Annotated in this window: 16 protein-coding genes; 5 read left to right on the forward strand and 11 right to left on the reverse strand. The window is 33.3% G+C overall.

Features of this window, described 5'->3' with window-relative positions:
* Window positions 1-50 precede the first annotated feature (50 nt).
* The gene (locus tag ACFWDE_RS06610) at window positions 51-359 is read right to left on the reverse strand and encodes a luciferase domain-containing protein (RefSeq protein ID WP_377890924.1); all 309 of its coding nucleotides are present in this window, start codon (window positions 357-359) and stop codon (window positions 51-53) included.
* A 385-nt stretch (window positions 360-744) separates the two neighbouring features.
* On the opposite strand from ACFWDE_RS06610, the gene ACFWDE_RS06615 reads away from it, so the two are divergent.
* The 3 genes from ACFWDE_RS06615 (at window position 745) to ACFWDE_RS06625 (ending at window position 3,706) form a co-directional block, all read left to right on the forward strand.
* On the forward strand, window positions 745-1,377 hold the full coding sequence (locus ACFWDE_RS06615; RefSeq protein WP_377890926.1) for a cupin domain-containing protein: 633 nt from the start codon (window positions 745-747) through the stop codon (window positions 1,375-1,377).
* 827 nt (window positions 1,378-2,204) lie between these two features.
* A complete protein-coding gene (locus ACFWDE_RS06620; protein WP_377890928.1) occupies window positions 2,205-2,633 on the forward strand; it encodes an N-acetyltransferase in 429 nt (142 codons plus the stop codon).
* 263 nt (window positions 2,634-2,896) lie between these two features.
* Entirely contained in the window at window positions 2,897-3,706 is an 810-nt protein-coding gene (locus ACFWDE_RS06625) for a hypothetical protein (protein ID WP_377890930.1), read from the forward strand.
* 333 nt (window positions 3,707-4,039) lie between these two features.
* Here the strand turns inward: ACFWDE_RS06625 and ACFWDE_RS06630 are convergent, their stop codons facing one another.
* Together ACFWDE_RS06630 and ACFWDE_RS06635 are read right to left on the reverse strand one after the other, a co-directional pair.
* The gene (locus tag ACFWDE_RS06630) at window positions 4,040-4,198 is read right to left on the reverse strand and encodes a hypothetical protein (RefSeq protein WP_377890932.1); all 159 of its coding nucleotides are present in this window, start codon (window positions 4,196-4,198) and stop codon (window positions 4,040-4,042) included.
* Window positions 4,195-4,446, reverse strand: coding sequence for a hypothetical protein (locus ACFWDE_RS06635; protein ID WP_377890934.1), 252 nt, complete (start codon window positions 4,444-4,446; stop codon window positions 4,195-4,197). Before ACFWDE_RS06635 ends, ACFWDE_RS06630 begins: the two co-directional genes overlap by 4 nt.
* Window positions 4,447-4,771: 325 nt before the next feature.
* On the opposite strand from ACFWDE_RS06635, the gene ACFWDE_RS06640 reads away from it, so the two are divergent.
* Both ACFWDE_RS06640 and ACFWDE_RS06645 read left to right on the forward strand, forming a co-directional pair.
* Window positions 4,772-5,533: a DUF6376 family protein gene (locus ACFWDE_RS06640; protein WP_377890936.1), complete on the forward strand. Its 762-nt coding sequence runs from the start codon at window positions 4,772-4,774 to the stop codon at window positions 5,531-5,533.
* Window positions 5,534-5,541: 8 nt separating this feature from the next.
* Window positions 5,542-5,730, forward strand: a complete 189-nt coding sequence (locus tag ACFWDE_RS06645) for a hypothetical protein (RefSeq protein WP_377890938.1) — start codon at window positions 5,542-5,544, stop codon at window positions 5,728-5,730.
* Window positions 5,731-5,945: 215 nt separating this feature from the next.
* Here the strand turns inward: ACFWDE_RS06645 and ACFWDE_RS06650 are convergent, their stop codons facing one another.
* From ACFWDE_RS06650 to ACFWDE_RS06685, 8 genes are all read right to left on the reverse strand, one after another.
* The gene (locus tag ACFWDE_RS06650) at window positions 5,946-6,497 is read right to left on the reverse strand and encodes a hypothetical protein (RefSeq protein WP_377890940.1); all 552 of its coding nucleotides are present in this window, start codon (window positions 6,495-6,497) and stop codon (window positions 5,946-5,948) included.
* A gap of 102 nt (window positions 6,498-6,599) precedes the next feature.
* A complete protein-coding gene (locus ACFWDE_RS06655; protein ID WP_377890942.1) occupies window positions 6,600-6,989 on the reverse strand; it encodes a DUF3942 family protein in 390 nt (129 codons plus the stop codon).
* Window positions 6,990-7,993: 1,004 nt separating this feature from the next.
* Entirely contained in the window at window positions 7,994-10,579 is a 2,586-nt protein-coding gene (locus tag ACFWDE_RS06660; protein ID WP_377890944.1) for a BppU family phage baseplate upper protein, read from the reverse strand.
* A 221-nt stretch (window positions 10,580-10,800) separates the two neighbouring features.
* Window positions 10,801-11,289 (reverse strand): hypothetical protein, encoded by a 489-nt coding sequence (locus ACFWDE_RS06665; protein WP_377890946.1) that lies wholly within the window; start codon window positions 11,287-11,289, stop codon window positions 10,801-10,803.
* Window positions 11,289-11,771, reverse strand: coding sequence for a hypothetical protein (locus tag ACFWDE_RS06670; RefSeq protein ID WP_002186695.1), 483 nt, complete (start codon window positions 11,769-11,771; stop codon window positions 11,289-11,291). Before ACFWDE_RS06670 ends, ACFWDE_RS06665 begins: the two co-directional genes overlap by 1 nt.
* 30 nt (window positions 11,772-11,801) lie before the next feature.
* Window positions 11,802-12,251 (reverse strand): terminase gpP N-terminus-related DNA-binding protein, encoded by a 450-nt coding sequence (locus ACFWDE_RS06675; protein ID WP_377890949.1) that lies wholly within the window; start codon window positions 12,249-12,251, stop codon window positions 11,802-11,804.
* A gap of 434 nt (window positions 12,252-12,685) precedes the next feature.
* Window positions 12,686-13,060, reverse strand: coding sequence for a sigma factor-like helix-turn-helix DNA-binding protein (locus ACFWDE_RS06680; protein ID WP_377890951.1), 375 nt, complete (start codon window positions 13,058-13,060; stop codon window positions 12,686-12,688).
* Between the two features lie 11 nt (window positions 13,061-13,071).
* Window positions 13,072-13,299 (reverse strand): hypothetical protein, encoded by a 228-nt coding sequence (locus tag ACFWDE_RS06685; protein ID WP_076873257.1) that lies wholly within the window; start codon window positions 13,297-13,299, stop codon window positions 13,072-13,074.
* Between the last annotated feature and the right edge of the window lie 134 nt (window positions 13,300-13,433).

Below are 13,433 nucleotides of genomic sequence, written 5' to 3' on the forward strand. Positions count from 1 at the left end.
AGGAAGGATGTGACATGAGAATATATTTTTATGTTATCTACTTTATTTAATTATTTTTTTGTAATCCGATCATATTGCATACGAAATAACTCAATAGCAAACGGAATATCCTCTTCACTCTTTATATAATAACTAACCCATCCTGATTCAGGTAATACATGGTGTGGTTGAACTAATCCTTGATTAACTAATTCATCCCGATTTAGCTTTGGAAATGGTAAATCAGCTAACTTATCACCATGAAGATGACCTAGTTCTTTCTTACCATAATTTATTTCAATGTCTCCAAATCGATGCGATTTTTCAGAAACACCTGTCCAGCTGAGCACTTCTTTTCTAATCATTTCACTAAATGACATAGTCATTCGCTCCTTTACGATTGGTGTAACTATAAATTACTATTCCTCTCCATATATTTCATCAATCGAAAGTATGAAAGGCTATACGAATATAGTTTAATGATAGATTATTAATTAACCTTAATTTCATATATACGAAATACTTCTCCAGTTAAAAGTACGCAAAGTTTTTACACTAACATCGATTCTAACTACTTAGCCTGTTTTTTTCAGTTCTTAAATTTCAATCTTACAGTGACACTCAAAATCCGTCGCTCAACTTCACGAATTTTGGCAATCTTGAGAGGGCAGATCTAATATTATGCCTAGAATTGCACATTACAAAAACTAGACTCATATCCTAATTTCGTACAATGACATACAAATAGAAAGGCAGGTAATACAATTGACTTCAAATATTGACTACACTTCCCCCTCAACCAATTTCACCCATGATTTAAATAAAAGTAATTTTTTTAAGAAAGATTCCAAAAATTATATAAACGTACTTGGCATTAAACAATTAAACACATTAGAAAACACTTCTTTATTAGATATATATTTAAGTACAGGTAATGTTGTAGAACCACATATCCATCAAAATGCAGCTGAACTCGTTTACTGTATTTCAGGGTCCGCTGTCGTTTCTTTACTTAATCCGTTTACGAATCAAATTTTAAACTTACCTATAAAACCAGGGCAAGTCGCTAATATCCCACAAGCTTGGTGGCATTATGAAATCGCCACAACAGATAACACACATTTATTAGCTATTTTCGATGCCCCAACACCAGAAGTTATTTTTGGATCTGATATTTTAAGATTAACTCCTGCCAATATGATGGCTCATACTTATTGTCTTGATGAACAACAATGGAAACAAGCCATATCTCCAATTCAATCCACTACAGTAATTGGACCACCAACAAATTGTAATCAAAACCGAGGAACGATAAACCAATCAACTCAAGCTCCTTCTCAACAACAAAATCTATATTACCAAGACTCATACTATTTCCCTCCTTATTGGGGGTATTAAATTCATTCATTACTAGCAAAAAAATTATTCATCTCCTTGGAAAATACCTCGGAGATTTTTTATTTATATACCAATTACGTATTCTCTTTCGGAACAATTAATAGAGTACATACATATAATATTTATATATTTCATTGGAGGTGATAGCACTATGAGTAATTATAACTATCGAAAAAACTACTCTAATAATAAAAATAGTAGTTCATCAGCGTCCTCTCAATCTTCGAATTCTCAATCTTTCAGTTCCCAATCGGAAAGAGATTTAGCTCAACAAGGCTACGTAAAGAAAAAAGGATGTAACTGTAATAAAAATAAATAGGTTATTACTAATTTGAACAATGACATTTCACAGCCCACGATAAATAATACGCTAACCTATTATTTAGTATTTTTAAGAGATGAATTCTGTTTTTAATAGAATCGGAACTCTGCAAAGAGTAGTATTAAAAGCCTTATAACCCTTGTTAATTAAGGGTTATGGGCTTTTTTTATTTATCATTTATATTGCAAGATAGAGCATAAATAAGAATACTACTGGGGCTAAGTGGGGCTATTTAGGGACCAAAAATATAAAAGGCTGGCGTGTGTATAGAAATGGATAAGTGTAAAAAAACAATAAAAAACTCTGTAGATCTATAGTACATTTATCTTGTTTATAGTTAATAATTATTAGCCCTGCTATTCTTCAAAATTTTTCATTGTTCCTTTATCCATCTAAGGGGAAACTTTTTAAATACCCTTGAGCAAATACTAATTTCTCCACGCAACCCTTGTATTTTCAGATATAATGATATTTATTCTAATAAAATTAAAAGGAGTTACTTATTTTGACAGAAAAATTCAACAAGATACCTCTTCATGTACAAGACTTTCAAAAATTAAAAATGTTATTAGACGAATTAGTACAAGATGAAATAATATTTATAGAAGGTCTTTCTAAGTATTCTTTAAATATTTCATCTAAAGAACATAAGGTTACCATTAACCTTAGAAGTGAGTTTTCCCCAGATCCATACTTGGCGATTACCGCTATAAACATTACACCAAGTAATCAAGGTAAGGGAAGTATTGTTCTTGAATGGTTTACAACATTTGCTAAAGAAAAAGGCTTCGAGCGATTAGTATTACAGGAAGTTATAACTGAAGAAGGTTACCACTTTGCATTAAAAAATGGCTTTTCCAAAAAAGTTGGTCCATTCGAGGAAATATTTAGAAAGCCCGATAGTACTGACGGAAATTATGAGCTACATTTATAAAGAGTAAAATAAAAGTGAACGAATATTTTCCTTATGCGTTCACTTTTTTACTTGATGAATTATCCACCACAGCTTATTCTTTTCTTTCCATAAGAGCAATTCCCCTATACTTTTAAATATTAAAATCGCTGTTAAACACATACCCGCATCCATTTGATGTTAACACAACAATTGTTGTATTTTTAAAAAAGGGGGACTTCTCACAAGAGAGATCCCCTTTTTATTCTTAAAAATGGTAAAATATAGTTCAAGGAGGGGGAAGAATGAGGAAACTAAAAGTAACTGTTTTTATCTTATTACTGGGCATACCACTATCCCTATTAAATGGTTGCTCTACAGACACAAAACTATTAGAAAAACCAATAGGAGATTATTTGTCCGAAAACTACGGGATAAAGAATGGGGATTTTAAAATTCTTTCTGCTGATAGTGGGTTTGGAGCTTCTGATCAAGAGACTTACGTGGAAATAAAAAAACCATACCGCACTCTTGCTTATTTAATTGTAGACAAAGAATCACATGAAATAGTTAAAAATGGAAGCGATGATGTTTTTCTAGAAATATTCAAAGGAGCTTATGTTGAACAACATCGTGATGTTTTGAAACAATCCGATAAGATGATAAAAAAGTATAACTTATTAAGTGAATTCTCCTATGATAAAAAGAAACCAAATTTCTATTACTATTTAGATATACATATAGATAGACAACAGGAAAAGGAATTAATTGAAAATTTCAAACGCGATCAAAAAATAAACACTGACAACATAATGAAAATGTTAAAAGATAGTAAATCTATAGATCATGCTAATTATATAGGAGTTATCAATTTTAATTACTATTACAATACCTACAAAAATAGTGAAACTGTTCCCAATGCTCAAAGTATTATGGATGATTTCGAAAAGAGCCACGTGCTAACAGAGGGCATTTATAAGATAGCTGTTCTGACCATGTATTCCAGCCCTAATGAAACAACCATAGGAGGAACGGACAGTCGTAATAATAATGTCATGTTTACCGTGGATAAACAAGGGAAATTCGAAATATTAAAAACAACTGTAGATTCTTGATAAAATACGTCAATTGTTGTGTTTTAAATAAGGGGCGACTCCCCATCAGGAAGATAGCCCCTTTTTTTCTTATTACTGTTCTTGTTCTATTACTAATAACCCGGTGGTTCAAACCCACTTAGCCAAAAACGGGGACAGCTCAACTTTGAGCATACCCCACTGAAAAAGGTAAGTCCAACTTTGGACAGTCCTCCATCCTATTTAATTACATAAGCATCGATAACTAAATCTTGTTTATCACCTTCAAAATCATCAATTCGAGTTATGCCATACTCTTTACCTCTAAACATAATGTTCATACTTGGATATAAATCATTTCTCCATCCAATTCACCTATTTTTTTAAAACTTTCTCTTCAGCTTTACGAGCAGCCAATATACGAGGTACTGATATTTTCATAAAAAACTCTGCCATTTTTAATGCGGCTTCCTCACTTGATAGATTATCTAATATAGTTCGTTCTTTTCTTTCTATAAGATCTTCCCCTTTCATTCATGAGATTTTTTACCCCTTTTCTTTTTATCCCCTTTGTAAGTGAGTATCATACACAATTTACCATCTTCCAGAACAACTTTTCTATCATAATCCGCTAGAATTTCCTCATAATTAATTCTTTCTACTTTCTCACCAACTCGCCAGTATCCAGCACGAAGTAGAAACTCAGAATATCCTTCTGGAATTGGTAATTCATAACCATCTAAGGTTATTTTAGTGACTTCAATACCTTCTCTAATAATCATTTCATCACCCTTTCATTATGAATATGGATAAGTTCGCTTTGAGATTTATTAATACCTTTACAAAAATAATCAGTTACGTAAACAACTTCTTTGATAAAGAGTTTATGGAAGCATAAAAAAGCCCCCAAACGCTGAGGAACCAATAAAGGGATTTTTTTAAAGCATAAGGAGCGGGATTCTCTACAACCGTAATACATGTTTTCATATTGTTAAAACTCTCAAAACCCCTCTTAAGGATGAAATATTCACATATCTTATTTATGTAATTTATGTTATAGTTTCATATGTTAATTAATTACAATTCTTTTAAAAAGGAGTATACACAATGAAAGCAAAGAAACTAATATGTTTTTTAGCATTACCACTTATGTTAGTAGCATGGGTAGGATGTTCTAAGGACAATACAGAAGAGAAGAAGACTGATAGCTTAAAGGTTTCAGAGTCGGAAAAGAAGAAAGACGAGTCAATAGACAAAGAAGCAGATAAGCTATACAAAGAAAAAGAAGAATTGCTTGCTGAAAAGGAAAAATTGCTTGCTGAAAAGAAAGCTAAGGAAGAAAAAGAGGTAACGGAAAAGAAAGAAGATACAGATAAAAATGAAGTCTCAAACGATAAAACAGTAAAAGAAGCTGTAATTGGAGAAGGTAGAACACTAGCTGAGGAAAGAGAGTATAGAGATAAGCAGTTAACTAAAGGTTCTAGTGCATCTTCTCCTTTAGAGAAGTATCAAGAAGATATTAAGGATACTTCTAATGACTTAAAGACGGCAGTTCAATCTATTAAATCCTTAGCTGAAAAAGATGGAACGTGGAAAACAACTCAAACAGGATTAAAGGGAGAATTAAGTAGAGTAAGTGGGAGAGCTAATAGACTAGCAAGTATAGAACCTCCTAAGGAGTATGATTACTTCAAAGTTCAATTAAGAGACGATGCAAGAGCAATTAAACAAATGGTAGACCAAGCATTTATAGCTTTAAATGAAAATGATACTGAAACAGCCAAGTTAAACATAGGTGCTATGATAGATTATGTAGATATAATGTCTTCAACATTGAATGAAATACAAAATGTACAAAATGGAGTTTAAAGGGGTATGTGCCAAAGAAGCAAAATATTGAGATCGGCAAATTACTAGACTCAGAATCAATAACAAGTATTTTAGCTAACTTTGTAGGCGGAAAAACAAAATCAGTTGATTATGGTGATGAAAAAGACAAAGATGTAGTTGTAATTACTGAACTTACACTAGGAGTTTCAATCACTTTACGCTTCAACGTTGAATAAAAAAACCGTATATTTAAACGCCTTAATGGCGTTTTTTTGTTTGCAATTTATCCTGGATTATTTATTAATGTGGATAAATTTGCTTTGAAGTATGTTAATACCTTTAAAAGCTACAGCTTAGTATAAAACATGATAATTGCAATCCCCCTTTATTGCATAATAAAAAGCCACGTTATTTAAACGTGACCTTATATAACTATTGATTATTTATATTCCTACGCTTCATTTGAAGCATTAAACCGCAAAATCTTATATAGATCATCAGATATAATAATATTATTGAAAATATCTTGTTTCGAGTTTTTATTATAAAAATTCTCAGCAACCCAACACATTTTACGACAAAAGTCGATTACTCCTATTTCAATTCTTATACTACAATCATCTTCACTGTTTTCCCAAGACTTACTGTAGGAGGTCATAGTATCTGTTAACTCGAAAACAAAATTCTTAGACTCTGTCTGATTATATTTTTCTTTCATATACTCTCCGATATCACTTGACCCATCATGGAGAAAATTACAACGCAACTTATAAACCGCATCACCATCAAACCTATCGAAACTTTCCATTCCATCAGGGTTTTCGAATTTATGTATGTACTCGTTATACCATTGCGCATATCTTTTCCCCACTGCTCCACTTCCCTTTATCTCAGGATATGCAATTTTTCCACAAATATCAGGTAGTGTAAGTGTTAAAGCTAAAGCAGATAAATAATTTTTATTATCCAAACTGCTCATAATTTCGTTTATAAGTTTATCCAAAGCATTATCTCTCCTTCGCTATTCAATTCAAAAGATAGTTCTCTATACTATAATATTCACTTAATAAAAAGCACTCCATAAGGAATGCTTCTATTAAACCTATTAACCTAGGATTTCTATGAAAGCTTCACTAATAAAATCATTTAATATATCCTCTGTGAACTTCGCTCCGCGCCCTGTGCAATATAACTCATTATCTTGAAGTACTATCTCCTCCAATTTAGTCACATCACTACCATGGTGCTTTTCAACATCTATTATATTTTTTTGTTTATTAATAAAGAGTCGAAGTTGAGTACCTTCAATCTTTATATATTTATCATCGTCTAAGTTAATTACCACATACTCCTTTTGGCTAGATTTCGGAAACTCTTTACGCATCTTTCCGAAAATAGAATCCAATTCTTTAAATTTCTCCATTAGTACCTTTTCTTCACTATCTTCTCCAACATAAGCCTTCAATTTACTAATAGTTTGATCTAAATTACTCATTCATTCCACAACCCTTTCTACATTTAATATTGGAATTATAAACCAATACAATTGTATCATAAGCAGAACGTAGATTCCCATTAAAACTATTAATAAAAGAGCAACCATGCATCAGTTGCCCTTGTTACAGCTTGTTGAACTGCTGAACATATGATATCTTAAATGCATTTTCAAGTTATGCCTTTAACTGTAACTTTGAATTATAGAGTTTTATATGCCAACAACTACTACTACTACTACTACTTTCCATATGTAGAGAAAAAAAGAGATACGACTGTTCGCCCCTCTTTGTTATACAATCCGTATTTTGTTCTTTTTTAAATTCTTTTTATAATAAAACTATCAATTGAAAAAATGCTATCCATAAAACTATTGAAAATAAGCCCCCCCATAATAACCCTACAAAGAAATTAACGTCTTTTTCCATAATATCTATCCTCTTATTTCTATGTGTAATTTCTCATAGAATATACTATTTTTGTGTACTAGCGGTGTACTACTTGTGAATTTTTCAAAGTATATACTACCGACTTATGGAAAAATAAAAAAGTCTGCTATAAGCACGCTTTGATTTATTGTATTAACATTCATTTATCTAGCTATAGTATATATTGCATCAAATATGATAATCCAAAATCCCAATGACAATAAACTACCGTAAAACAACCCTTTGCCAAATTTCCATTCTTCAATCATTTTAATCAACCTCGTCTATATATTTTTATATAGACTATATTATGCTTGTTAATTTCGGGTAAACTTTATTTGAAATCAATAAACTCATCTCCTCAAAATAAAAAGAGAAGCGACATCGCTCCTCCCTATCTATGATTTGAATTTTTTTCGAATTGTTCTTTATATTTAATCGCACTAGCTCCTGACTAATAGAACAATAAAAGGGAGATGAAAAAGTATTAACCTCACCTTTAAAAACTTCACATTTTGTCAAGAAAATGTTATTGAAAAAATTGTATATTAATAATCCACCTTGTTGACAGCAATGTTTATACTGTTGTTTTCCATACTGAAGGGTCAGTATAGTTAAACAGTCTGTCAGCATTTGTTCCCGGAAGCTTACCTAGAGGATCAGCTACGTTGTTACGTGAGTATCTTATTAGGTTCTCTGTAGAGTAAGCCAACTGAGGGTCCATTGTTCCGTCAGGTCTCTTAACACGTAACCATCTACAGTTAGTGAATTGAAGTCTAACTCTATCGGGACCGTTTGTCATGCTTCCAAGGTCAGACGGTAATCTATATAGGTTACAGTTATCGTAAACAATTGATAGTGGTTCCCCTACAGTTGTAATATCACTCGCTCCAGTTGTAGCTCTCAAGATATATGCATCAGAGTTTCTCACAGTAGCTTCTACATTAGAAGTACCTGACACTGAGAAATTAGCAATACTATTACGGACATCGAACTTAACTTTAACGTTCGGGTTTGTTATCTTAGGGATTACAAAGTTAGCTCTAGCCCCCGTGTAGATGTTAGGCATGTAGCTACCCTCATCAGGTCTAATGTTATCAGCTACTATCTTAATCTCTCCTGATACTGCTGTATTTGTTATCTCCGGCATAGTTATTAAATTTAGGACATTATCGTTTTTAGTCTTCATGATAACTCCGTTGAAGGTGAAGCTCGGAAGTGTAGACGCAAAGTTTCCTGTCCATCCTCTGAACTCAACTGCTTTAACGATATCACCTCTGAAGTTTTCAAGTGTACAGTTAAACACTTCAACGTTTGGAAGAACTACTTTTCGTCCACAGTCGTAGTTGACTAGATTCATCGTTAGAATCCTAGGAGATAACAACGTCTTAGAATTTGTGATCCGAATAGTTCCATCCCATTCTCCTGCGTAATCCAATCGAGTTTCAACTGCTGGAGATGTACGACTACCAACGATAGTACAGTTTGTTACCTCCATAAGTCCACCACCGTGAGCAGAAATCTTACTAGATACATATGTGTCTCTGACAAATAAGTCATAGATGTTAGCGTGACCGCCTACGTAGATTAGCTTAGAGTTTTTAACTCGGATGTCTCTCATGTAGTTTCCATTTACGCTTGACCATCCAGATTGTTGCTCAGCTTTATCAATGTACATCCCACAAGCTCTGTCGAATATCAAGAAGTAGCCTAGACCATACTCTCCAGTTTTATTCTGGCGACCTACCACTGGAGCAATAACATTTGAGATTGATATGTTACAGCATTTCTCTCCTCTGACGAATGAATACATCGGAGCCTTATAGTCTGTAAGGTTAGATACTTCTCTAACTAGTCCACCCTCTATAGTTATATTGTTTCTCGATGTTTTAATGAATGAGCTAATACCTGCATTGATAAGCTCTAATGTAGGAGCCTTGAAAGTTAAGTTATTCTCAAGCGCTCTGATACTTACCTTGAAGCCTGTAGCGCTCGTGTAGTCCTTTGTGAGAGGATACACCAGAGTACCTGTATCGTTTTTCATTATCATGTTAGCCTCTGACTTATATACAGTAGCGATGTTACCACCATCGTTCCTCATGAAGTCAGTTGCTGTAGACTCTATGACAACACAGGAGCTTTCCACTTTTGCTAAACTTGGAATTTCTAATGCTCCCTTACTGAACTCTGCTTGGTTTACTGATGAAGTGATATTAATCAGGTCTGCTCCAACGATATTATACAGTATGTTTGTTCTACTATACTCATAGACATCATGTAGCCAACTAGTCTTAACTACGCTCCCTGTTAAGTCTGTATCTGTCATGACATTAATCTGACCGTTAAGGACGAACTTGCTCTCACGTTGAACTACCGGGATACCTTTAGAGTTAGCATAGGAGTGTGCATCCTTAATAGCTTTAGTATCATCAGTAACTCCGTCAAGCTTAGCTCCAAAATCAGAATATGTGACAAAAAGCTTTCCAATTTTATCATTTAAAACTTCTATCTTTTCTGATTCATAATCGATACGCACTTTTAAAGTAGGGTGAACCACGCCTTTTTCATCAATTCTAGCTTGTGCAGCTTCAACTGATGAATCACCCTTAATCACGATTTCGTCTAATTGCTTTTGTGTACTATTAGATAATCCATTAGCTTTTTCCGCAAACTCTTTTGCTGCTGATGCTTCTGCTGCGGCTTGGCTGTTTATTTCTTCTAATGCCATTTCATTTAACTCTTTTATTAGTTTTTCTAAATCAGAAATATAAGATTCTGACGGAACGCGATTTGTCATTGCATCTGGCAATGTGACCAATACAAAATCTTGCGTCGTCGCTCTTACTGTTTTATCTTTTTCAATCGACATAAATGCCTGTTTTGCCTTACCAATTGCTCCGAACGTTTCAGTAGGGAATGTATATTCAAAGTGTCCTTTTGCGGCATCAATTATTTTTACACCATTATCATCACGAATAACTGTATTATCAGGCTTTACACATTCAAAAAATACTTTTGATCCTGTTAAATTATATGGACTTCCACTGTCTATTAGATAAACATCCGCAGCATTACTTACTTTATCGCCAACGCGACCAGTGACAATGGAGTTTAATTGTGCGTATTGTGTTTTGTTGATGTCTAGAATTAGTTTAGTTTTCATCTTCTTTTACCTCTCTTATTATTTCTTCTGCAATTGCTTCCTTAGTAACTTTCTTCCTAACGCGCTTATCCCTCTTTATTTCATGTTATTCGTCGTTTAGGTATAAATACATTAGACAATTACACAAAATAGCATACAAAACAAACTGAAAAGCCACTTTTCTAATTTTCATTATTTTCCGCCCCAAATGGAAAGGAATCCTAAATAAAAGGGCTCAAGTGTTAACCTTCAATAACTAACGTTTCGTTTACTTCTTTTCCCTCAACTTCAATAGCTGGATTTTTAAGCGATTTTTGGTTGCTGCTCTTTTTCGGAGCGTCCAGTACATCAACTCGCTTTTCAATTTCCACTGAATAGTCGACTCCAAGTACCGGCGTTTTTAAATTACCCCATTTTGTACTTGTTTCCCATTTGCTATAAATCTTGTTTTCTACATAACGTAACACTTCATTTACTCGCTGATCTTCTGATTCTTTCGGATCATCATAGTAAAAAGTATATTTATCATTAGGTTTGAAGTTGCTTTTGTTACGTGCTAAAGCATTCTTTAACCAGTTTTTAACTTGTCCGTCCCTTTCTCCCTTTAATAAGTCCATACGACCGAATAATACTTTCCCTGCATCTGTTAGCGGCGTTAGTTCAATATCATAAGTATGATAAGCATGTTTTCTTTCGCGTGCTGATAGAATCTTTTCATATAATGTAATCATTATCGTAATACCTCCGATTTCGTAGATGTAACCATTTCATATAGTTCGCGGTAATAACTTCCGTAAAGAACGTTACAATGCATTAACTTTCTGTGAGCTTCATGCATTTCATTTAGTTCTACATTAATAGCGGCAACTTCATCAGCAATAGACGTTTCTAGGTCATCTTTTCGCTTGCATAACTCAATATAACGCTTGTCCATTGCCTCGATATCTTTCTTAACTACTTTCGCTGCCTGAGATTTGTCTTCTTCGCTAAAAATAACAGTTGGCGTGTAACCGAATTTCCTTTCGGCTTCATACTCTTTTTCTAGTCCTTCAACGATCTTTGTAATATGGTTATATTCATCGCGTGATGCAACGTTTCTTTGGCATTCGCGAGCTAATTTAAGTTTTTCCAGGATTGGAAGGCTTCTTTCTTCTGTTTCGATTCGTTGATAAAATAATTCTTTCAATTTTAAACTATTTGCTAAATGTGTCATGTTTTCATGACCTCCTGTTATATTATTTTTTTATATATAAAGTTCTTCATCTTCTTCGGTCTCTTCAATGTCTATACCTAAAAACTCCAGTAACTTTGACATTGACGTAATAACTTTTATTAATTCCGTAATAGAATCATTCTTTTTGACTGATCCCGTTACACCAATTACAGATACGCCGCGTTCTTCAATATCTTCAATCAATTTGTTTTTGATATCGAAAAATTTCATGTACGTATTCACCATGTCTACGAATTGCATTTCGCCTTCTAAACCTTTATCTTTCAATTTAGACATCAGTAAATCATAAAGCTTTTGACGTTCTACATTTGCCGATAGTTCTACCCACTTGTAACGGTGACGCCAATTGTTTAGCGTACTCTCTTTGACTTCTAATTCTGCTGCGATTTCTTTAAATGAGTATTTTCCGCTTTTATACATTTCATAAGCTGTTTGTTTTTTGTCTTCATTTGAAATCATACTTTCATCACCCTTTCATCACTTGTTTTATTATTTTTTTAAAATGAAAATTACTATTTGACGTGTATATTTGAGTTGTGATAATCTAAATTTAACGAAACAAACATTGATTTCATACGGTTTATAGCTTCATAAGTAACAATTTAATTTACCAATCAAAAACATGAATGTTTTCCTAAAAAAATAGGAAAGCATCTTTTTTTTGCCTTTTTTTCTATTTTTCATGCGCGCGACGCGAAAATAAAAAGAGAAATCCCCCACCGCGTTGCCAGCCCTCCCCCAAAAAACGTTCATATATAAGATAGGGGGGGTATATGAAAAATCATTTTTAATTTTTGTTTACAAGTGAACAATTCAATTCTTGTTTAATTAATTAATTAAATAGCTTTTAAAATATTTTGTTTTCCTTCCACAGTTCTCTATTCTCTTACCTTTTATCTCTCAGCAAACTTGATTCTTCTCATAACCTCAGCATGTTTCACTTTAATATAATGTGTACTGTAATTTAATTTGGTTCCTATGCCTTCTAACGTCATTCCATCAATATATTTCAACTTAAGTATCTGTTGTTCTAAGTTTTTGAAATTACTCACAAAGTCTACGAGCTGTTGCAATTGTTCTTTCTTAGATGTGAGCTCATCCTTAAGTTGATCCAGTATCTTTTCCGTTTCTTCATTGCCTGTATTAATTGATAATATATCTTTACCCCATTTGCTCTGACGTTTTAATTCAGCATGTATTCTATTTAACTTGTATTCCAAATTAATGATCTCTGCTTCTAACATTGGATAATCTTTAAGGCAAACCAATTACGTATCACCTACTTAGGCGCACTCTTTGTAACAACTTCTTTACCTGATAGTTTCATCTTCTTAAGGACATAACCTGTACGAATATATGGGCTATCTTCCTCAAAACAATGTGCATCCCTGTGTCCTTCACCTGTTCCGTGATGATGAAACTTTCTACAGTATTGACACCACGTACTAAGATTTCCTTTTTCATCACGTTCAATTGCTAATACGATTGGAGCTTTTTTAGTTGCCATTTACTAACCTTCTTTCATTTTTTTGTTTGTATCCGAAAAAGTAACCTCACACGCACCTTCACACTGGATGAACAGCATCTAGATTAAAAGTAAACACCAAGGTGAACACGTATTTAATGTAAACGTTCTACCCC

It is taken from the genome of Bacillus sp. NPDC060175, assembly GCF_042728695.1.
GTDB lineage: Bacteria > Bacillota > Bacilli > Bacillales > Bacillaceae_G > Bacillus_A.

Excerpts from the sequence above, each read along its gene's own strand:
- ACFWDE_RS06665 (WP_377890946.1), bottom strand. The coding sequence starts at position 11,289 with ATGATTACATTATATGAAAAGATTCTATCAGCACGCGAAAGAAAACAT.
- ACFWDE_RS06630 (WP_377890932.1), bottom strand. The coding sequence starts at position 4,198 with ATGAAAGGGGAAGATCTTATAGAAAGAAAAGAACGAACTATATTAGAT.
- ACFWDE_RS06635 (WP_377890934.1), bottom strand. The coding sequence starts at position 4,446 with ATGATTATTAGAGAAGGTATTGAAGTCACTAAAATAACCTTAGATGGT.
- ACFWDE_RS06660 (WP_377890944.1), bottom strand. The coding sequence starts at position 10,579 with ATGAAAACTAAACTAATTCTAGACATCAACAAAACACAATACGCACAA.
- ACFWDE_RS06670 (WP_002186695.1), bottom strand. The coding sequence starts at position 11,771 with ATGACACATTTAGCAAATAGTTTAAAATTGAAAGAATTATTTTATCAA.
- ACFWDE_RS06625 (WP_377890930.1), top strand. The coding sequence starts at position 2,897 with ATGAGGAAACTAAAAGTAACTGTTTTTATCTTATTACTGGGCATACCA.
- ACFWDE_RS06685 (WP_076873257.1), bottom strand. The coding sequence starts at position 13,299 with ATGGCAACTAAAAAAGCTCCAATCGTATTAGCAATTGAACGTGATGAA.
- ACFWDE_RS06675 (WP_377890949.1), bottom strand. The coding sequence starts at position 12,251 with ATGATTTCAAATGAAGACAAAAAACAAACAGCTTATGAAATGTATAAA.
- ACFWDE_RS06640 (WP_377890936.1), top strand. The coding sequence starts at position 4,772 with ATGAAAGCAAAGAAACTAATATGTTTTTTAGCATTACCACTTATGTTA.
- ACFWDE_RS06610 (WP_377890924.1), bottom strand. The coding sequence starts at position 359 with ATGTCATTTAGTGAAATGATTAGAAAAGAAGTGCTCAGCTGGACAGGT.
- ACFWDE_RS06655 (WP_377890942.1), bottom strand. The coding sequence starts at position 6,989 with ATGAGTAATTTAGATCAAACTATTAGTAAATTGAAGGCTTATGTTGGA.